This window comes from Metalysinibacillus jejuensis (assembly GCF_003057615.1).
GTDB classification, from domain to species: domain Bacteria; phylum Bacillota; class Bacilli; order Bacillales_A; family Planococcaceae; genus Metalysinibacillus; species Metalysinibacillus jejuensis.
Genome location: NZ_QAFW01000009.1, coordinates 49250 through 70042, shown reverse-complemented (window position 1 = coordinate 70042; position 20793 = coordinate 49250). Strand labels below are relative to the sequence as shown.

Below are 20793 nucleotides of genomic sequence, written 5' to 3'. Positions count from 1 at the left end.
TTTGTTATCTATATCATTGCGTTCTGTCATATAAATGACAGGCGACAGAATGACCTGGTTTTACCGTTATCATTTGTGGTACTTGTTGTACACAGCGATCCATTTTAAATGGACAACGCGTATGAAATGCGCAACCACTAGGTGGATCAGATGCGCTTGGAATATCCCCCTCGAGTAGTGTTATTTCTCTTGAGAAATTAGGATCAGGCACTGGTACAGATGCTAATAAAGCTTGTGTATAAGGATGTAGTGGTTCTTCATAAAGCAGTTCACTTACCGCGAGCTCAACCATTTTGCCTAAATACATCACGCCAACACGATTACTAATATGACGTACTACCCCGAGATCATGCGCAATAAATATATAAGTAAGCCCTAAATCTTTTTGAAGCTTCTGCATAAGATTTAGCACTTGAGCTTGGATTGATACATCGAGCGCTGATACAGGCTCATCCGCGATAATTAGTTTGGGATTCGTCATTAATGCTCTTGCAATCCCTATCCGTTGCCGCTGCCCACCACTAAACTGATGAGGATAACGACTACTATGATAATCGCTCAACCCTACAATGTTTAAAAATTCCGAAACTTTAACTTTACGTTCTTTTGCATTACCTAACCCATGCACAATTAAAGGTTCTTCTAAAATTTTTCCAATAGTATGGCGCGGATTAAGCGAAGCATAAGGATCTTGAAACACCATTTGAATATCTCTACGCATAACCCGCATCTCTTGTTTAGAAAGTTTGCTAATTTGTTGCCCATTGATTTCGATACTGCCGTCTGTATAGTCAAGCAAACGCATAATGAGCCTTCCTGTTGTAGATTTGCCACACCCTGACTCCCCTACAATACCTAATGTTTCCCCTTCATAAACTTCAAAACTTACTCCGTCTACTGCTTTTATAACCCCTGTTTTACGTCCTAACATACCTGAATGAACAGGGAAATGTTTTTGTAAATTGTCTACTTTAATAAGTGGTCTTTTCATATTGTCACCTCCGCAGGTTCAACTAAGAAACAACGCGCTTTCTGCCCTTCTTTCGAAAGATATAGTTTTGGAGTTTCTTCTGTACAACGTGACATTACAAACTGACAGCGATCTGCAAAGCGACAGCCGACCTCTATAGTACCTGGCTTTGGTACATTCCCTGGTATGGAGTAAAGAGCATCCTTTTTAAAACGCATATCAGGAACAGATTGCAGCAACCCTTGTGTATAAGGATGAGCAGGACGATGAAATAAGTCTTGTACACTCGCTTCTTCCACAATTTGCCCTGCATACATTACAATTACGCGTTCACATGTTTCTGCAACTACACCTAGGTCGTGCGTAATGAGCAGAACAGCTGTATTGAGCTGTTCGTTTAAGTTTTTCATTAACTGTAAAATTTGTGCTTGAATAGTTACATCTAGTGCTGTTGTCGGCTCATCTGCAATTAATACTTTAGGATTGCATACTAAAGCCATTGCAATCATGACACGTTGCCGCATTCCTCCTGACAGCTGGTGGGGATAATCTTTTAATAGTGACTCCGCTCTCGGCAAGCCTACTAAAGTTAAAATTTCAATTGCACGCGCTTTCATTTGTTGCCGTGACCACTTTTTATGATGAATCCGAATAGCTTCGATCAATTGGTTACCTATTGTAAATAAGGGATTTAGCGATGTCATAGGTTCTTGAAAAATCATGGCGATATCCTTACCTCGAACATGACGCATCTCCTTATCTGTTAGCATCACAATATCTCGGTCCTCAAACAAAATTTGCCCATCAGTAATCTTGCCAGGTGGGCTTGGAATTAAGCGCATAATCGATAGTGAAGTAACGCTCTTTCCACTTCCAGATTCACCTACAATCCCTAGTATCTCTCCTTCATACATAGTAAAGCTAATATGATCTACAGCTGGGACAGCACCATCATCTGTGAAAAATGTTGTCTCAAGATTTATTATGTCTAGCACTTTTTTTCTCTCACTCATTTGCTCCGCCCCTATCAAAACAATAAAATCTGCTTAACAATCATAATATACTAAGTTTTCAGTGTTTTCTATATTTTTTCATAATTTGTTCACTTTTATTTTTTCATAAAAAAAACTAGCCCGCATTATGCGTAGCTAGTTTATATCGTTAAATCTTGAATTTTGTATAAATCATAATATGCACCTTGTTGATGAAGTAGTTGCTGATGTGTTCCTTGCTCTACAATCTCCCCATGTGAAATAACGATAATACGATCCGCATGAGTAATCGTCGACAAGCGATGAGCAATAATAATCGTCGTTCGATCTGCTGCTAGTCGCTCTACCGACTCTTGAATTAATGCTTCACTTTCTAAATCAAGCGCAGATGTCGCCTCGTCTAACACGAGAATAGCAGGATTTTTTAAAAATACACGTGCAATGGCAACGCGTTGCTTTTGACCACCTGATAGTTTCACACCTCGTTCTCCAACAGTAGTGTCGTACCCTTGTGGCAAGCTCATAATAAAATCATGAGCGTTGGCTGCTTTAGCTGCTGCAATCATCTGCTCTTCATTGGCATCAGGGCGACCCATTAAAATATTTTCGCGAATCGTATCACTAAATAAAATGGTATCTTGTAGCACTAAGCCAATTTGTGCACGTAAAGATTGGATTGTAATATCTCTCACATCTTTACCATCAATACACACTGCGCCTTCAGACACTTCATAAAAGCGTGGAATTAAATTAACAATAGTTGATTTACCACCGCCACTCATTCCGACAAAAGCTACAGTTTCTCCTGCGTTAACAGTAAAGTTAACGTCATGCAAAATTTCGCTGCCATCTGGATCATACTTAAAGCTCACATGCTCAAATGCAATATCGCCTCGTGCGCGCGTTAACTCGTGCGCGCCTTTTTTATCTTGGATTTCATGAGGCTCATCCATTAACTCAAACATACGGTCCATTGATGCAATGGCCTGTGTTAATGTTGTTGAAGCACTTACTAAACGACGCAACGGGCTATAAAGACGTTCAATATACGCAATAAACGCTACCATCGTACCAACAGATAGCTGTCCGTTAATGACTTGGTAGCCCGCGTAACCTATTACTAATAGAGGCGCTACATCTGTAATTGTATTAACTACAGCGAATGATTTAGCATTCCACCGTGTTTGTGTAAGTGAAGCATCTAAAAACTCACCATTTACTTTAGCAAAATTTTGTTGTTCTCGCTCTTCTAATGTAAAACTTTTAATAACGCTCATGCCTGCTACGCGCTCATGTAAATAACTTTGTACACTCGCTAATGACTTAGAGCGCTCACGTGTTAATGCGCGCAATTTCCCAAAAAAGTAACGCACACTTAGCGCATAAAACGGAAACACAATAAGCGCAACAATAGTTAACTCAACATTAAGCGTTAGCATAATACAAACAGCAATAATAATTGTCGCTAAATCGAGCCAAACATTCATAAGTCCTGTAACAACGAAATTTTTTGTTTGTTCTACATCATTAATTGTGCGCGAAATAATATCGCCTGTTCGTGAATTGGCATAAAAGCGTAAACTTAGCTTTTGCAAATGCTCATGTATTTCGCGCCGTATATCATAGAGCACTTTATTGCTGACATGCTGCGCTAAATATTGACGGAAATATTCAATAGGAGGACGGATAACAAAGAACACGAAAATCGTTCCACCTAGCCACCAAAATAATTGTGTTGTTTTTTCTGCGCTTGTCAAATCCGTAGCACCTATAATATCATCAATAACAATTTTAATAAGTAGCGGAATAAATAATGGGATAGCAAATTTTACAATACCGACGATAATTGTCACGACAACTTCCCATGTATACGGTTTAACAAAACGCATATAGCGTTTGATATTATCCAATTTTTCACGACCTTAGTATATAAAAATGGGCATCGCATAAATGCCGTACATTCCATTATACCAAAAAATTACCTAAAGCATAACTATCTTGCATAAACAACGAAATAAAAAAACATTCGCCTCTACTCGAGAGACGAATGTTTTTATTCCATATTCTCTTTAATCTCACGCTGTAAACGATAGCGGCTCGTCCACACATCAATAAAATCTGGCGCAAAAGGTCCTCTTTTTTGTTCAATCCAACTAATTAGTTTGTCTACGTTGCGCTTTAAAATTTTATCAATTACATTTGGATACGCCATTTCTCTTTTATGTTGTTCATACTCATCTTCATCTAATAATGTGTATGTCATATTAGGAAAAACTTTAATATCCAAATCATAATCGATATACTTAATCGCATCATTATCAAAAACAAACGGCGAGCTTAAATTACAGTAGTAATACACGCCGTCTTCTCGCAACATACAAATGACATTAAACCAATGTTCCGCATGAAAATAACAAATAGAAGGCTCTCTTGTTAGCCAGGTGCGTCCGTCAGATTCGGTTACAAGTGTACGTTCATTAGCACCAATCACGACGTTTTTTGTACCTTTTAAAATCATCGTCTCTTGCCATACACGGTGGATATGACCGTTGTGCTTGTAACTGTGAATTTGTACCGTTTCTCCTTCTATTGGTATTGCCATAAAACGCCCACCTTTACTGTTGCACTCTTTTTATACTTCATGTTCAATTATAGCAATCCTTGCAGTAAAGGTGTAGGGAGAAGTTCACAATTCTACTTGTTTCTTCACAGCATCGAGCACTTTTAGCATTGGTACAGGCATTGGCAAACGCTCAATTTCTTCAAGTGTTAACCATTTCCCTTCTTGTTGGACAGGCAGTTCAGTTGTAAGATAACTCTCAATATGCCAAACCAAATGGGAGAACACATGCTTAAAGTTTACTAAGGGCTCTCCAGTTTTGTAGCTCTCATACATAGGGAACTGCCATAAATTAGCGAGTAATCCATCTGCTGCACGTTGCTGTACAAAATACGTAGCACCACGTCGATGTACGACAACATCGTAATTTAATGCCTTTACTTTAGTTTTCTTTGTTTTAATCGGTAATACCTCAGGGTCACCCGCTTCAAAACCAAGGCAAAACTCACGTACAGGGCACAACAAGCAACTTGGTTTACCTTTAGTACAAATTAATGCACCTAGTTCCATTAATCCTTGATTAAAATAAGAAGGATTAGCTTCGTCAATGAGTGCCATTACAGCATCCTCAAATATCTTTTTCGTTTTAGGCTTACTAATATCCTCACGTATATTAAGCACCCGGCTTAAGACGCGCATCACGTTGCCATCGACTGCGTGCTCTGGCACACCGTAAGCAATACTCAATACAGCTCCTGCTGTGTAAGGTCCTACTCCTTTTAATTTAGCAATATCATGGCGTGTATTTGGTACAATACCTCCGTAGTTTTCAGATACTTCGCGCACTGCAGCTTGCAAATTACGGGCGCGTGAGTAATAACCTAACCCCTCCCAATGCTTTAATACTTCTTCTTCATCTGCATTAGCCAATGCTTCTATTGTAGGAAAGCTCATCATAAAGCGTTCGTAGTACGGAATTACTGTATCCACTCTCGTTTGTTGCAACATAATTTCGGATACCCAAATTTTATAAGGATCACGTGTCTTACGCCAAGGTAAATCTCGTTGCTCTTCACTAAACCAAGTCACTAAAGCTTCTTTAAATTGTTGCTTATAAGGGTAATTCATTGTAACCTCCGTTGTAAATCATTTAATTTAATAGGAAAAGAGTATACAATATATGTATACACGCTTGTTAGTAAATAAGGAGTTGTTTTTATGGATTCTGGTACACACTTAGTCATGGGTATTTCACTTGGCGGCTTAGCGCTCGTTGACCCTGTCGTCGCAAGCGAGCCTGCAACATTTACTGCAGTCATGGCTGGTATGATTATAGGTTCGCAAATTCCAGACATTGATACCGTTTTGAAATTACGCAATAATGCGGTTTATATTAGGCATCACCGAGGCATTACACATTCGATGCCAGCAGTAGTATTATGGCCGATTTTACTAACGATTATTTTATCGTTTATTATACCTGACGCCAACGTTTTACACTTATGGTTATGGACATTTTTAGCCGTGTTCTTACATGTATTTGTCGACATCTTTAACGCTTACGGTACACAAGCCTTGCGTCCGTTCTCTAAAAAATGGGTTGCCTTAGGCGTTATTAACACCTTTGACCCTATTATTTTTGGGATTCATTGCTTCGGCTTACTTTTTTGGGCTTTTGGGGCTAATCCTGTTATTACTTTTAGTATCATGTACGTTATTATTATCGGCTATTACATCGTGCGTTTTGCACTTCAAAAAGCGGTTAAACACGCGGTACATTCTGTTATTCAAGACGAAAATTTTGTTATTGTAGCGCCTACTATGCGTTTCTTTGAGTGGCGAGTAGCCGCTGCTTCTGACACTCACTATTATGTGGGTCGTGCATATCGTCGCTCTGTAACCATTTATGATAAATTTAAAATTCATCCTATTCCACAAACACCAATGGTACAAGCAGCTCTTAAGGATAGTAACCTTGATTCTTTTTTATCCTTTTCTCCGCTGTATCGCTGGGAAATTAGTGAACTAGAAAATGGTTTGACAGAAGTACGCCTAATTGATCTACGCTACCGTAGTGATAATCGCTACCCTTTCGTTGCTGTAGCGCATATGGACGAGGCTAATAATGTCGTAACGTCTTACACAGGTTGGATTTTTAGTGAAGATAAGCTTCAAAAGAAATTACAAATTGGCGCTAGCTAAATGATAGCAATAGAAAAAGTGAAATTGAGCCGTACTCAATTTCACTTTTTTATTAGTAGAATGCTGGTAGCCCAAACTAAACGTTACAAATTTTAATTTTCTAGTAATGCCGCAAACTTAGGATTTTTACTCGCAAACAAGTGCAACTTATCTCCGTAGCTTGTAATGAGTTGGTCCACTAGTTTTGCTGTATGCTCGGCACTTTTATACTCATAACCTGCTTTGGCAGAGCTTGCTTCATAGTCACTCCATAATAGCTCGACCCACGTGCGGGCGCGCTCCTCGCTCATTTCAGGATTCATACCCGCAAGCTTAGCTGTTAATTGCTCAATAAATTGTTGCATATTATTTTCCTACTTTCATTGGTGCTAACATCGAAATCGGAATCGCTTCCTCATATTTATCGCTACCCAAGCGGTAACCCCACGCAAAGCGTCCTTTTAGACGGTCTACTTTGAAAAACTCTCCTGGCGCACCATCTAAACGATACATCTCACCGACAACAATCGTTGCTGGATCTATTAAATACGCAGCTGCCATTAATGCTTTGCGCTCATACACCGCAAATTCATTTACAATGCCTAGTTGCTCAGCCTTACGTGCTTTTTCTTTTAAGTTAGCAATTTCCTGACGCAGTTCATGCTCGTCCATTGCAGCATATAACTCACTCATAGCGCACTCTCCTTTTGTTCAATAAACGTATCAATTATATCACTTGGGAAGCCCTTTTGGTACAATGCCTGCTTGACTTTCATTTTGAGTTCGTAGCCTGTTGCCTTGCGCGCATACTTATCCCAAATTTTATCACCTTGTTTTTCAATCATTGTATCCCAATCGTCCTCATCGCGTGTAATAGACGTTGCTGCAATCGCATCAGCAATCACCTCAAAGCTATAACCTTTACGCATTAAGTTATCCCTAATTTTTTGCTTTACTTGCGCTGGGGTTTTACTATGCTCACTACGCGCAACCTTTTGAGCGAGTTGTGTAGCAATCTCTACTTGCTCAGCGTACCCAAACTCATCAAGGACCGCTTCACGCGTTTGATCGCTAACCCCTTTACGCTTTAAGTCTTGTGCAATTGCTCGAGGCCCTTGCTTGGCCGCATTTTTTTTCGTATTCATAAAGGCTGTCGCAAACGCCTCATCATTTAAAAAGCCATAGTCTTTTAATTTCACGATGGCTTCTAATATTACAGCCTCGCCAAAGTCATCTTTCAATTTCTCCTTTACCTCATGCTCACTACGCATGCGGAAGGATAAAAAGTGAAGCGCGCGATTAAATGCCTTCCGAATTTCGTCCTCATAATTAATTTCTCCGATTTCTTCATTCGTTAGCACTTTATCCTTTGTTAACTCAAATTTAATTAACACTGCCTCATCTACAGGAAAAGCATACTCACCATCTAAAAAAATATTGTAACGCTCGGCATTATTTTTTTGTCGGGTAATTTTAGTAATAACACGCATAACCTCACCTCTCTATTTAGTTTAACAGATTTTTTACACATACTCTTCTATAATAACGGGTATAGTGAAGACGATAGTTTAATTACAAGGAGGATGTACTATGAAAGTTGTTATTTCAGGAGGAACTGGCTTTGTCGGGACAGCACTTACAACATTATTAAAAGAACAAGGTCACGACGTTATCATTTTAACGCGTAGCGAAAGTAAAGTGCAGGATGGTGTACAGTACGTACAGTGGCTAACGCCGACTAGCAACCCTGCTACTGAAATCAAGCAGGCAGATGCTTTTGTTAATCTTGCAGGTGTTTCACTTAATAGCGGTCGCTGGACTGAGAAGCGAAAGTTTGAGATTTATGACAGTCGTATGCAGGCGACAATTGCGATTGCCGAAATTATTGAGGCACTAGATACTAAACCTGAAGTACTTGTAAATGCGAGCGCTGTCGGTATTTACCCTACTTCAACATCTGCCATTTATACCGAATCGAGCAACGCGGTAGCAGATGATTTCCTCGGGAAAACTGTCCGCGATTGGGAGCGTATGGCGCACCGGATTGAACGTTTTGGTGTGCGTGTAGCTACAGGTCGCTTTGGCGTTATTTTAGGTCGGGACGAGGGTGCGCTTCCAATGATGGCATTGCCTTATAAAATGCATGTGGGGGGTGTTGTAGGCTCAGGTGAACAGTGGCTATCTTGGGTTCATATTACGGATGTAGCTCGCGCCTTATACTTTGCCATTATTACACCATCACTAGTAGGCTCCTTCAATATCACAGCACCTCAGCCACTTCGCATGAAAGACTTCTCTTACGTGCTTAGTACTGTACTTGAAGAAAGCGAATGGCTGCCAGTACCTGAATTGCCCTTAAAGTTAGCTCTAGGTGAACAAAGTAAACTTGTATTAGAGGGACAACATGTTCTAGCTAGTAAATTAGCACGTGAAGGCTTCAATTTCCGTTATGAAACGGCTTATGAAGCACTCTCAAACATTTACGGCTAAGCGGATATTCGTTATAATGAACGGATAATGAAAAAAGGACGTGGATTTTTTGACACAAACCATAATGAAAGTTGGACAGCGTTTTCCTTTAACGATTAAACGCCTCGGTATTAATGGAGAAGGTGTGGGCTTCTTTAAACGTAATGTTGTATTTGTTAAAGGCGCTATTCCTGGTGAAGTAGTAACAGCAGAAGTAACAAAGCTCTCAAATAATTTTGCTGAAGCTAAAATTGTAAAATTACGTGAAAAATCACCTGCTCGTCAAACGCCACCATGTGTCGTATATGAAGAGTGTGGCGGTTGCCAATTACAGCACATGACATATGATAAGCAACTTGTGGAAAAGCGCGATATCATTGTGCAAGCTATGGAGCGCTATGCAAGCCGCCTAGCTGAAACAACCAAGATTCGTCCAACGATTGGTATGGACGAACCTTGGCATTACCGTAATAAGAGTCAATTCCAAGTACGTAAAGAAGGTAAGCGTGTGTACGCTGGCTTATTTGCTTCAGGTACACATAAATTACTTAATATTAATGATTGTCTTGTACAACACCCTGTAACTTCTAAAATTACTGTAGCTACACGTAAAATTATTCAAAAACTTAACATCCCTGTTTATGACGGCAAATCATTAGACGGTATCATCCGTACAATTGTTGTGCGTACAGGTATTGCTACAGGGCAAACACAAGTTGTGTTAGTGACAACACGTAAAGATGTACCTCATTTAGAAGAGCTTGTAACACGTATGAAACGTGCAGATGATAGTATTGTCTCTATCACGCAAAACATTAATCGTGATAAAACAACATTAGTATTCGGTGAAGAAACGATTACCTTATTTGGTAAAGATACAATCCACGAAGAGCTAGGCGAGTTTGGCTTTGATTTATCATCACGCGCCTTCTTCCAACTGAATCCAAAACAAACGGTTAATTTGTATAATGAAATTAAAAAAGCAGCAGCACTTACTGGTGAAGAAACGGTTGTCGATGCTTATTGCGGCGTAGGTACAGTTGGCTTATGGCTTGCGAAAGATGCTAAAGAGGTGCGTGGTATGGATGTTATTCCAGACAGCGTACAAAATGCGCGCGACAACGCTAAAAAGCACGGTCTTACACATACAAAATATGTGACAGGTACAGCTGAGGATGTATTAGCTCGTTGGAAGAAAGAAGGCTTTACACCTGACGTTATTACAGTTGACCCACCACGTACAGGGCTTGCCCTTTCGTTTATTAATACCGTTAAAAGCTTAAAGCCACAACGCTTTGTCTATACTTCATGTAACCCTTCGACACTGGCGAAGGATTTAAATGAATTAGCTAAGTTATATAAAGTGGATTATATTCAACCCGTTGATATGTTCCCACAAACTTCTCAAATTGAAGCTGTTGTTAGCTTAAGCCTACGATAAAAAAAGCTTGCTTATTTCACCTATTGCTTTATAATAGGAATCTAGGTGCCAAACCTTAGTAACGAGCAATAGCTTGTTACAACCAAAGATGCCATAACAGCGCGGATAGCTGGGCATCTTTGTTTTTATGAGCGGGTGGATGAGCCCCGCTCTTTTTAATTTAATGAATTAAAGCCCTGATGACAGCTTGTCATCAGGGCTTATTTTATTGTTTACGTAACATACGTAAACCATTTAGTATTACTAAAATTGTACTACCTTCATGTCCGATAACACCGAGCGGTAAATCCACAACTTGTAAAAAGTTTGAGATAATAAGTGCCGCAATTACAGTGATAGAGAAAATGATATTTTGTTTTACAATACGTTGCATTTTTCGCGATAGCTTAATTGCATACGCAATTTTAGACAAATCGTTTTTCATTAACACTACGTCTGCTGTTTCTAGTGCAACATCCGTACCCTCACCCATCGCGATACCTGTTGTAGCAGTAGCTAGTGCTGGTGCATCATTAATACCGTCACCAACCATCCCTACAAACTTATCTTCTGCTAAATACTTTTTAATATGTGTTACTTTAGTTTCTGGTAAGCACTCAGCAACGTAGTCATCCACGCCTGCCTCTTTAGCAATAACGCGCGCTGTTGTTTCATTGTCACCTGTTAACATTACTACTTTAACGCCAAGCTCTTTTAAAGCAGCTATTGCCTCTTGTGCTTCCTTACGCACTGTATCCTTCAGTGCTACCATAGCTACAATGCCCTCAGCATCACTCATAAAGATAACTGTTTTACCTTCACTTGCTAAGCGAGCAGCTGCACCGTCTGCGAAAGCTTCTGCTCGTTCTTTACCTACAAAATCTGGTTTGCCTACTGTATAAGCATGATTATTAACTATAGCTTTTATGCCCCAACCTGGTACGTCTTCGATTTCGGGATGTACAAAGTCCGTTAAACCTTGTTGACGTGCATGCAGTGTGATTGCTTGCGCAAGTGGGTGATTGGACTGTGCTTCAATACTCGCCAGTGTTAACAATGCCTCTTCAAATGCTATACCATCGCGTACAAGTACATCTGTTACTTCTGGTTTACCTTGTGTTAATGTGCCTGTTTTATCAACTGCTAATACATTTAATACACTTAAGTGCTCAAGGTGTAAACCACCTTTAAACAAAATCCCGTTTTTTGCACCATTTGAAATGGCTGCAAGCGTTGCTGGCATAATTGATGCGACAAGCGCACAAGGCGATGCTACAACGAGTAACACCATCGCTCGATAAAATGTTGTTGTCCAATCCCAACCTAGTAAATAGTGGGGTAAGAACATCATGATAATTACTGTAATTAACACGACATTTACATATGTGCCTTCAAATTTTTCAATAAATTGTTGAGAAGGCGATTTTTCACTTTGTGCCGATTGCACTAGTGCGATAATTTTTTGGAATAATGTCTCGTCATTTGATTTAGTCATTTCCATCGTAATTGCACCATTCAAGTTAACAGTACCTGCAAAGACTTCATCATTTATGCCTTTTGATACAGGCAGTGGCTCTCCACTGATTGCAGCTTCATCTATAGATGTCGTCCCTTTAATAATTACACCGTCAGCTGGTACACGTTCACCTGGCTTTACAAGTAAGTGATCTCCTTTTGTTAATGTGCTAACTGCAACTTTCATCGGCTCAAAGCCTCCGCGCACTAACCATGCTTCTTCTGGTTGCATATCCATTAATGAAGAAATTTCACGATGACTTTTATTCATCGCATACGTTTCTAGCGCTCCACTCATCGCGAAGATAAAGATAAGTACTGCACCTTCAGCCCAGTAACCGATAATTGCTGAACCAACTGCTGCTAAAATCATCAGTAACTCTACATTTAAACGTTTATCTACTAGCGTATCCTCTATCCCTTCTTTTGCTTTAGCAAAGCCTCCTATAATGAAAGCAGTGAGATAAGCTACAACAGCTGATGTATGTAAACCAACGGTGTCTAAACGCCATGCGATTAAAATAATGATACCTGAAATAATAGCAGCAATTAATTCCTTATGCTCGACTATTTTCTCATTTAATGATAACTTTTCTCGTTTAGATTTATTCATAACATCCTCCTTGATAATGAATTTCAATTTCAAAAGCCTTAAAATACAATGTTAACAATTTTTTTATAGACTGATTTCCCTTTCATTACTTTATAATTATTATAACAAAGAAAAAGTTACAATCAACCATTTTATACCGATAAATATTATCATTGAACAGCAAAAAAGCGCTATCCCTTGATACATAAAGGATAGCGCGAAAAAATATTTTTATTTTATATCATTTTAATATTAGAATACGCGTTCAGCGTGCATAGCTAGCTTTTCTAAAGACGATTTATCTACATCCGCATGCAATGAATTACCGTGAGAATCCATTGTTACTACTGCAGTAAAGTCTTCTACCGCTAAATGCCACATTGCTTCAGGAATCCCAAACTCCATTAAGTCAACACCGTCTACAGATTTAATGCAATCTGCGTAATATTGTGCAGCGCCACCGATAGCGTTTAAATACACACCACCATGTTCTTCAAGCGCTTTTAATGTTTTAGGCCCCATACCACCTTTACCGATAACAGCACGAATGCCATAACGCTTCATAATATCACCTTGGTACGGCTCCTCACGAATTGAAGTTGTTGGACCAGCAGCTTTTACTGTCCAGTTATCATTATCGTCTTTTGCCATTACAGGACCACAGTGATAAATAATTTGACCATTTAAATCTACTGGTGCTTCAACGCCTTCACCCATTAAATGATGGTGAATTGCATCACGGCCCGTGTACATACGACCTGTGATTGACACAACGTCCCCTACGTTTAATGAACGAATTTGTTCTTCCGTAATTGGTGCTTGTAGTTTCACGACTTTATTGCCTGTATTTTCGGTAGCTACATCATCTTTAAATGTAATTTTTTCACCATCTTGATAATGCCAGTTCATAATTTCGCCAGTTTCAGCATTAATGTCAATTGCCATACGACGGTAAGCCCAGCAGTTATATGCTACTGATACATAAAATGATGCAGGAATACGGTTCATGACACCGATTTTACAGCCTAATAAAGTTGCTTCCCCACCGAAGCCCATCGTACCAATACCGAATGTATTTGATGTTTTAACAATGTAATCTTCTAGTTTTGCAAGGTCAGCATTAAGGTTTGTATCATCCACACTGCGGAATAATTGTTCTTTTGCCAGATCATAACCAGATGAACGGTCCCCACCAATACCTACACCGATAAAGCCTGCAGAACAGCCTTGACCTTGTGCTTGGTATACTGAATGTAAAATACACTTACGAATGCCGTCTAAATCACGACCTGCACGTCCTAAGCCTTCAAGCTCTGTTGGTAAGCTGTATTGAATGTTTTTGTTCTCACAGCCGCCACCTTTAAGGATAAGTTTTACTTCTACATAATCTTTTTCCCATTGTTCATACTTAATTACTGGTAAACCGTTACCTAAGTTATCACCGCTATTTTCACCTGTAAGTGAATCTACTGAGTTCGGTCGAAGTTTAGCATCTTTTGTTGCTTGTGCAATCGCTTTCTTAATTACCGATGTGATTTCCATTTGGTTTACGCCAACAGGAGTTTTAATTTTAAATGTTGGTAACCCTGTATCTTGACAGATTGGTGACACATTATCTTCTGCCATTACGATATTATTTGTGATTGTGTCTAAACTCATAGCTGCACGTGTGCCTGCGTTTTCTGCTTCTTTTGCTGCTTTAATTGCACGGCGCACGTCTTTCGGTAAGTTTGTTGATGTTTCTGTCACTAAATCGTAAATACTTTTTTCCAATGTCGCTAAGTTCATGGATTATTTTCCCCCTGTAAAAAATAATAGTTACATCCTTACTTAGTATACTACCTTCTCGGTACGAAAAAAAGAGCACAGGCTTGTGCTCTTTAAACTTTACACTTCTTTCATTTTCTCTTCTAGTTCATCCATCATCGAAATTAAACGATCAATATCTTCAACTTGAGTTGTTGCTGGATCCATTTCATCTAATACTGTTAAAAAGTTTTCAAGACGTTCTTTTAAATAGTTTACTTTAGTTGTTTCTGACATTGTTACGCACCTCTCTCATACTTTCATCGTAAAATAAAACATTACTAAAAAAATGAGTCTAAAGCATCAACTATTTCAAAAAATGATGGCATTCTTTCATTAAGAAACAAATTTCAGACCAACTACACCAATAACAATTAAAATCACACTAATTATACGTCCCATACTTTTAGATTCACCGAAGAAAATCATATTAATAATTACAGCACCTGCTGTACCGATACCAATCCAAACAGCATAAGCAATACTTACTTGTAAATATTCAAACGAGAAATATAGTAACGCAAAAGCGCCACCAAAACCAAGTAAATAAATAAAACCATTGAACATATTTTTTTGTTCACTGTATTTTTTTAAACCAATTACACCTAAAAATTCAAATGCTGCCGCAAGTATTACTAAAATCCAGCCAAGTGTAGCTGCTGATAAACCCGGCACCGTCTCTATAACAAAGTCTAAGGTAGCTGCTGTTTCTATCGTCGTCATATTAAGCTACCCCTTTCGCTTTTTTCTCATCTAAACTATCTGCAATATTGAGCCCCATAACTCCAATTACGATAACTACAATAAATAAAATTTTTGCTAAGCTTAACGTTTGTCCAAAAAATAAAACATCCATTAAAGCTACTCCTACCGTGCCAATCCCTGCAAAGATGGCATATACCGTACCTGTTGGTAAACATTCGCATGCCTTCGTTAAAAAGTGAAAATCCACAAAAATGAAGAACACAATAAAAATCCAATGCCACCAAGCTGAAGCTACATTGAAGCCAAAAATCCATACAAGTTCAAAAAAACTTGTGGCGGCTACATATAACCACGCTCTTTCCTTAACTGTTTTCATTCTAAAACTCCTTTATTTTTTCAGGGCATGATATAACAACTCAAAAACTTGTTGTTGTTGTGCTTTCGCGTGTTGCTGTGCATCGCTATCATATAAATAAATTTGCTCTGCCGCTGATTCAATTACACCTATCATTAATTTTGATACGGCTTCTGGTTGAACAGTTGATCTTACAAAACCTGCTGCTTGTGCATTCATCAACCAGCTTTGCAACCACTCATAAATCGGCGCATAAACCGTTTCCCATTCTTTTAAATGCTCAGTCGCTGCAAGACCAGCATAAATTAAAGCCTGAATGTCATGATAGTTGCGTGCTACTTCAAAAATCGCTTTGATAATTTGCTGTAACTGCACTTCAGCAGTCGCTTGCTCATCTACTGTTTGGTTTACAACATCTAATGTTTTATGTACCATCACTTCAGCAATAGCAGGCATTAATGACCACTTTGATGGAAAATATAAATAAAAAGTGCCTTGGGCAATTCCAGCACGCCGCACAATATCAGATATGGTTGCTTTATGCACACCATTTTCCTTAAAAGCTTCGATTGCAGCTTGTACAATTCCATCCTTTTTACTCATGCCACCCCTCCTGACTGACTGTCATTCATTTTACACGAGTTCTTACGTTTTTGCAAAGAAAATAACGAGGAGCTAAGTAGCACCTCGTTATTTATTACTCTACTGTTACTCTTATTGGTGCAATTTGAAGGGATGGACTCGCTACACGCCCAAAGCCATTATACGTATCGTCTGCAACTTCTTGAATATTATTAAGCATATCAAAAAAGTTACTCGCAATCGTCATTTGCTTAGTAGGCCCTATAATTTTTCCGTCTTCAATATAAAAGCCGCTCGCTGCAACCGAAAAATCCCCGGATATCGTATTAGCACCTGCATGTAAGCCTGCTAAATTTGTAATCATAACACCCTTTGTCATCCCTTGAATAAGTTGATTTTTTGTTGCTGATCCTCGCTCTACGACAAACATATGAGGTGCAATAGCAATCGTCCCCTTATAAGATGGTTTAAATGCATGACCTGTCGTTTCAATCCCTTCTTCTTGCGCTGTGCGACGATTGTGCAATAACGTTTGTAACACACCTTCTTTAATAATAGCTAGTGGTTGTGTAGCCACGCCTTCTGCATCAAAAGTTGTTTTATTTAATGAAGTAGGATAGCGAGGGTTATCAATAATAGTTAACTTATTTGTCGCTATTTTTTGTCCCACTTTCCCCTGTAAACGAGACATACCTTTTTGTGCCTCCTCAGCTGAGAATGCGCCGGTAAAAGCATTAAGTAATGATGTTGCCGCTTCATTTTCCATAATGACAGGATACTTTGCCGAAGGAATGGATTGCCCGCCTAAACTTGTGATAGCTTGCATAGCTACTCGCTCAGCAAATTTCTCACTTGTAAACGCTTGTAAATCTTCTATGATGGCTACTTCTCCGCCTGTTTTAGTTTCGCCGTTGGCCATCGCTACTGCATTAGCAAAAATAATAAGCCCATTACTCTTTTCGTGTAGCTCTAATCCTTTAGCATTTAATAAATGACGCTCACCCGTAAAGAGTTGCATCTGGCAATAACTCACGCGTTTAATGCGCGTATCTATAGCTAATATTTGCTGTTCTACACGCTGTAACGTTTCAATCATCATAGGAGGTGTCACTTGCTCTAGTGAAGCGTGATAAAAATTAGCCTTAGCATAATGTTCGCTTCCTGCAAAGCTTGTCGCTGTATCTTCAATTTCTAAGATGCTCGCATTCTTTTTGACCGCTTCGATTAAAAACTGAATAGAGTCTTGTTCGATTTTTTCGGTATAGGCATAGCCCATTTTTTCTTGGTAACGCGCTCTAAAACTAACGCCACCTTCTTCCGATGTTTCGTACGTGTCTAATTTATTATCATTTACTTTAATACGTATCGCTGAACCAAATTCAGCGTATACTTCAGCATCACTTAATCCTTGCGCTGTCGCTTGTTTAAGTAGCTGCTGTTGAAATTGTATGCGCTCCATTATTTCCCCTCCTTCGTTCCGCCAACGGTCATTTGGCTAACGCGAATCATTGGTTGTCCTACGTTAACAGGTATGCTACCACTTAGCGAACCACACATCCCGGCGCCATGCGCTAAATTATTTCCTACAAGATCAATGTTATATAAGGTTTCAGCACCATTACCAATTAAAGTAGCGCCTTTAATTGGCGCTTTAATTTCACCATTCTCTACGATATAGCCTTCCATTACCGCAAAGTTATAATCACCTGTTGCAGGATTTACAGAGCCGCCACCCATATATTTTGCATAAATTCCATACGCTGTTGCCTTAATAATATCTTCTGGCTTCGTCGTGCCATTAGCGATAAATGTATTAGTCATACGCGAAGTTGGATTGTAGCGATAGGATTGACGACGTGAAGAACCTGTCGCCGCTGTATTCATGCGACGCGCATTAAATTTATCTACTAAATAACCTTGTAAAATACCGTCTTTAATTAACGTATTACGACGGGTTTTTTCACCTTCATCATCCACATTTAAAGAACCCCATTCATTCGGAAGTGTACCGTCATCAATATAGGTAACTAAGTCTGATGCTACTTTTTCTCCGATACGGTTGGCAAACACAGAGTTATTTTTAGCTACGGCAGTTGCTTCGAGACCATGACCACAAGCCTCATGAAAAATAACACCGCCAAATTCATTATCAATAATGACTGGAAATTTCCCACTTGGACACTCCTTAGCTCCAAGCATCGTTACCGCAATGCGCGCCGCTTCTTTAGCGTAGTGCTCTAAATTTAACGCTTCGATAAATTCAAAGCCTGCATGAGCGCCAGGGCCATAGTATCCCGTCTGAATAATCTCCCCATCTTTAGCAGTTGGTACGATATTAAGACGCGTACGCACCCTTGTATCCTCCACTAACTTCCCTTCACTATTTGCAATTAAAACATGTTGCTGTTCTTCGAAATAGCGCACTCTTACTTGGCTAATTTTCTCGCTATAATTACGCGCGATTTGATCTGCATGGCGCATCACTTTCACTTTGCGCTCATAGTCTACCGTTTGAGGCATTTGTAAAATAGGGTTCACAAGCGCAACTTCCTCTTTACTTAGCGGCTTGATCGTACCACTTTGTCCATTTGTAATAGCCGCGGCTGCACGTGTTGCTGCTTTTATTAAGCCTTGCTCAGAAAAATCGGTCGTATACGTATAGACATTTTGTAACCCTAAAAAAATGCGTATGCCTATACCAAAATCGCGACCAGACACTGCACGCTCAATATGGCTTGTTTGTAACTCCAAATGATTCGCAAAGCGATCTTCCACAAAGATTTCTGCAAAATCACCGCCTGTAGCTAGCGCGGCTTGTAAAACGTTTTCTATCGTAGATTGTTGTAACATACAACTAACCCCCTTTGGTTGAGTATAACAAAAAAAGGTATAAGCCTGACAATGTCAGACTCATACCTCTGCTTTTCGTACTTGCTTAGCGAGTGTACGCTTTTGCATCGTAGCATTTAACACGCCGCCTAATATTAATATCATACCAGTAAAATATAACCACAACATTAACATAATAACCCCACCAATACTGCCGTATGTAGCAGAGAAGTTGCCAAAGTTATCTACATAGAATGAAAAGCCATACGTTAGCACCATCCATGCTGCAGTAGCGAAAATAGCACCAACCCACACACTTCTAATTTTCAAACGTGGCGTAGTATTAGGTACAATCCAGTATAAACCAACTAACACGATGAAAATAAGTAAAGGTGGCATTACCCAACTTAAAATATTAAGTAAATTGACAAAGCTCATTTCAATATCAATAAATGAGGTAATAAAACTAACGATTTGCTGGCCAAAGACCGGTAGCACAAGAGCTAGCAATACAACAATTACTAATGCTAGCGTGAAGACTAGCGATAAAGCTCGGTCCTTCATACCTGCTTTTGCTTCTGTTTCATAGGCTTTATTCAACGCATTCATTAATGCATTAATACCTTTAGAGGCTGACCAAATCGTACCTAAAATACCGATAGAAAGTAAACCACCGTTACGATTCGTTAGCACATCTTTTAACGTTCCTTCTATCATTGTATAAATTTCATTTGGCATAATGCTCGCCAAAAAAGAATAAATTTGTTCTACTTGTAAATTTAAAAAGGGCAATAATGTTACTAAAAAGATAATTAACGGGAAAAATGATAGTAAAAAGAAATAAGCTAATTGCGCACCCAGTGCTGAAATATCCACACGTTGCACACGTAACATTAAATCTTGTAAAAATCCTTTACCTGTTAATACATCAATGTCTTCGATTTCAGGCGAAACGAGTGCCTTCACTTTCGTTAATGTCTCATTTTCTTTTTTTTCGACACGAGCCATACCAATTCCCCCTATGTTTTAGTGAGAAGCGCTGTCCTCTTTATCAAAAGCAGCTTTTGTATCACTAACCATAGATTGAATTGTAGTTGGCATATCTTTAAATTGTTCTACTTGCCCCATTAAAGATTGAATACCGTCACTTGCACCATTATAAAAGCTTTGTGCTTGTTCAACTTTTTCTGAAATCATTTCTTGCAATTCGTCGCGGTTAGCGGCGTAATATGACACTGTACCAATCACTGTTTTTGTATTTTCAATTGTTTTTTCGCGCGTTGTACGGTCTAACATGCTCACCGCTGCACCTGCTAGCGCTCCTAATAAAATTGATGGTAGTAGTTTACTTTTTGCCATAATACTCTCCTCCTAATTTATGTGTAGTATTCCCTTTTGCGCTTTACTTAAACGCTCGTACATTACTATCTTACCAAAGAATACACGACTATAGATAATTTTTCAAAGTTGACTTTTTCACAACATAATGGAATGATAAATTTAATGATATAGGAAGGCGGTTTTGTTTACTATGGACTTAACAACACCCTCAAAAGAAAACGTGCAATATATAATTGAACAATTAAAAGATAAATTACGTATGGTTAATGTCGATGCCATGCGCTCAGACAACTTTGGTGAAGGCAATTATGAAGACTTATATGATCTTTATACGATGGTTATGAAACGCGATAATTTTAGCCCAAGTGAAATGCAAGCCATCGTTGCTGAACTCGGTTCACTACGTAAATAAAGCTAAAAAATGTTAGACCGGTACAATTGGTCTAACATTTTTTATTTGCTAGCTACTTTGAGAT

The 20793-nt window shown here is 39.0% G+C and carries 22 protein-coding genes; 4 read left to right on the top strand and 18 right to left on the bottom strand.

The genetic code is table 11. From position 1 onward, the window contains the following. Positions 1 to 13: 13 nt before the first annotated feature. From DDE80_RS04965 to mutY, 5 genes are all read right to left on the bottom strand, one after another. Complete coding sequence (locus DDE80_RS04965) at positions 14 to 991, bottom strand: ABC transporter ATP-binding protein (RefSeq protein WP_108306569.1); 978 nt, start codon at positions 989 to 991, stop codon at positions 14 to 16. Further along, a complete protein-coding gene (locus DDE80_RS04960; protein ID WP_108306568.1) occupies positions 988 to 1983 on the bottom strand; it encodes an ABC transporter ATP-binding protein in 996 nt (331 codons plus the stop codon). The genes DDE80_RS04965 and DDE80_RS04960 overlap by 4 nt, the downstream gene beginning before the upstream one ends. 140 nt (positions 1984 to 2123) lie before the next feature. Beyond that, positions 2124 to 3872 carry an ABC transporter ATP-binding protein gene (locus tag DDE80_RS04955; protein WP_108306567.1) on the bottom strand — a complete coding sequence of 583 codons (1749 nt, stop codon included), beginning with the start codon at positions 3870 to 3872 and terminating at the stop codon, positions 2124 to 2126. A gap of 143 nt (positions 3873 to 4015) precedes the next feature. Then, complete coding sequence (gene ntdP, locus DDE80_RS04950; RefSeq protein WP_108306566.1) at positions 4016 to 4564, bottom strand: nucleoside tri-diphosphate phosphatase; 549 nt, start codon at positions 4562 to 4564, stop codon at positions 4016 to 4018. Between the two features lie 84 nt (positions 4565 to 4648). Beyond that, positions 4649 to 5650, bottom strand: coding sequence for an A/G-specific adenine glycosylase (gene mutY / locus DDE80_RS04945; protein WP_108306565.1), 1002 nt, complete (start codon positions 5648 to 5650; stop codon positions 4649 to 4651). A 90-nt stretch (positions 5651 to 5740) separates the two neighbouring features. Here mutY and DDE80_RS04940 point away from each other — a divergent pair, with 90 nt between their 5' ends. Beyond that, on the top strand, positions 5741 to 6724 hold the full coding sequence (locus DDE80_RS04940) for a metal-dependent hydrolase (RefSeq protein WP_108306564.1): 984 nt from the start codon (positions 5741 to 5743) through the stop codon (positions 6722 to 6724). Positions 6725 to 6816: 92 nt separating this feature from the next. On the opposite strand, the gene DDE80_RS04935 is transcribed toward DDE80_RS04940, so the two are convergent. The 3 genes from DDE80_RS04935 to recX are packed head-to-tail and all read right to left on the bottom strand — an operon-like array spanning position 6817 to position 8193. Next, a complete protein-coding gene (locus tag DDE80_RS04935) occupies positions 6817 to 7068 on the bottom strand; it encodes a YfhJ family protein (RefSeq protein ID WP_108306563.1) in 252 nt (83 codons plus the stop codon). A 1-nt stretch (position 7069) separates the two neighbouring features. Continuing rightward, positions 7070 to 7396 (bottom strand): YfhH family protein, encoded by a 327-nt coding sequence (locus DDE80_RS04930; protein WP_108306562.1) that lies wholly within the window; start codon positions 7394 to 7396, stop codon positions 7070 to 7072. Continuing rightward, entirely contained in the window at positions 7393 to 8193 is an 801-nt protein-coding gene (gene recX / locus DDE80_RS04925; protein ID WP_108306561.1) for a recombination regulator RecX, read from the bottom strand. The genes DDE80_RS04930 and recX overlap by 4 nt, the downstream gene beginning before the upstream one ends. Positions 8194 to 8293: 100 nt before the next feature. On the opposite strand from recX, the gene DDE80_RS04920 reads away from it, so the two are divergent. After that, positions 8294 to 9193: a TIGR01777 family oxidoreductase gene (locus DDE80_RS04920; protein WP_108306560.1), complete on the top strand. Its 900-nt coding sequence runs from the start codon at positions 8294 to 8296 to the stop codon at positions 9191 to 9193. Between the two features lie 64 nt (positions 9194 to 9257). Beyond that, a complete protein-coding gene (rlmD, locus tag DDE80_RS04915) occupies positions 9258 to 10613 on the top strand; it encodes a 23S rRNA (uracil(1939)-C(5))-methyltransferase RlmD (RefSeq protein WP_108306579.1) in 1356 nt (451 codons plus the stop codon). 205 nt (positions 10614 to 10818) lie between these two features. Here rlmD and DDE80_RS04910 read toward each other — a convergent pair whose 3' ends face one another. The 10 genes from DDE80_RS04910 to DDE80_RS04870 all read right to left on the bottom strand — a co-directional run bounded on the left by DDE80_RS04910 (position 10819) and on the right by DDE80_RS04870 (position 20335). Further along, positions 10819 to 12720 carry a heavy metal translocating P-type ATPase gene (locus DDE80_RS04910; RefSeq protein WP_108306559.1) on the bottom strand — a complete coding sequence of 634 codons (1902 nt, stop codon included), beginning with the start codon at positions 12718 to 12720 and terminating at the stop codon, positions 10819 to 10821. A gap of 231 nt (positions 12721 to 12951) precedes the next feature. Beyond that, a complete protein-coding gene (locus DDE80_RS04905; protein WP_108306558.1) occupies positions 12952 to 14487 on the bottom strand; it encodes a fumarate hydratase in 1536 nt (511 codons plus the stop codon). A 99-nt stretch (positions 14488 to 14586) separates the two neighbouring features. Next, positions 14587 to 14742 carry an SE1561 family protein gene (locus DDE80_RS15280; RefSeq protein ID WP_201261495.1) on the bottom strand — a complete coding sequence of 52 codons (156 nt, stop codon included), beginning with the start codon at positions 14740 to 14742 and terminating at the stop codon, positions 14587 to 14589. A gap of 99 nt (positions 14743 to 14841) precedes the next feature. Further along, positions 14842 to 15228 (bottom strand): DMT family transporter, encoded by a 387-nt coding sequence (locus DDE80_RS04900; protein WP_108306557.1) that lies wholly within the window; start codon positions 15226 to 15228, stop codon positions 14842 to 14844. A gap of 1 nt (position 15229) precedes the next feature. After that, positions 15230 to 15586: a DMT family transporter gene (locus DDE80_RS04895; RefSeq protein ID WP_108306556.1), complete on the bottom strand. Its 357-nt coding sequence runs from the start codon at positions 15584 to 15586 to the stop codon at positions 15230 to 15232. 12 nt (positions 15587 to 15598) lie between these two features. Beyond that, the gene (locus DDE80_RS04890) at positions 15599 to 16168 is read right to left on the bottom strand and encodes a TetR/AcrR family transcriptional regulator (RefSeq protein ID WP_108306555.1); all 570 of its coding nucleotides are present in this window, start codon (positions 16166 to 16168) and stop codon (positions 15599 to 15601) included. Positions 16169 to 16262: 94 nt separating this feature from the next. Next, complete coding sequence (locus DDE80_RS04885) at positions 16263 to 17606, bottom strand: TldD/PmbA family protein (RefSeq protein WP_108306554.1); 1344 nt, start codon at positions 17604 to 17606, stop codon at positions 16263 to 16265. Continuing rightward, complete coding sequence (locus DDE80_RS04880; protein WP_108306553.1) at positions 17606 to 18997, bottom strand: TldD/PmbA family protein; 1392 nt, start codon at positions 18995 to 18997, stop codon at positions 17606 to 17608. The genes DDE80_RS04885 and DDE80_RS04880 overlap by 1 nt, the downstream gene beginning before the upstream one ends. Before the next feature lie 60 nt (positions 18998 to 19057). Continuing rightward, on the bottom strand, positions 19058 to 19984 hold the full coding sequence (locus DDE80_RS04875; RefSeq protein ID WP_108306552.1) for a YihY/virulence factor BrkB family protein: 927 nt from the start codon (positions 19982 to 19984) through the stop codon (positions 19058 to 19060). 18 nt (positions 19985 to 20002) lie between these two features. Continuing rightward, the gene (locus tag DDE80_RS04870; RefSeq protein ID WP_108306551.1) at positions 20003 to 20335 is read right to left on the bottom strand and encodes a YtxH domain-containing protein; all 333 of its coding nucleotides are present in this window, start codon (positions 20333 to 20335) and stop codon (positions 20003 to 20005) included. Positions 20336 to 20507: 172 nt separating this feature from the next. Here DDE80_RS04870 and DDE80_RS04865 point away from each other — a divergent pair, with 172 nt between their 5' ends. Continuing rightward, positions 20508 to 20729, top strand: coding sequence for a DUF1128 domain-containing protein (locus DDE80_RS04865; RefSeq protein WP_108306550.1), 222 nt, complete (start codon positions 20508 to 20510; stop codon positions 20727 to 20729). The last annotated feature ends 64 nt before the right edge of the window (positions 20730 to 20793 follow it).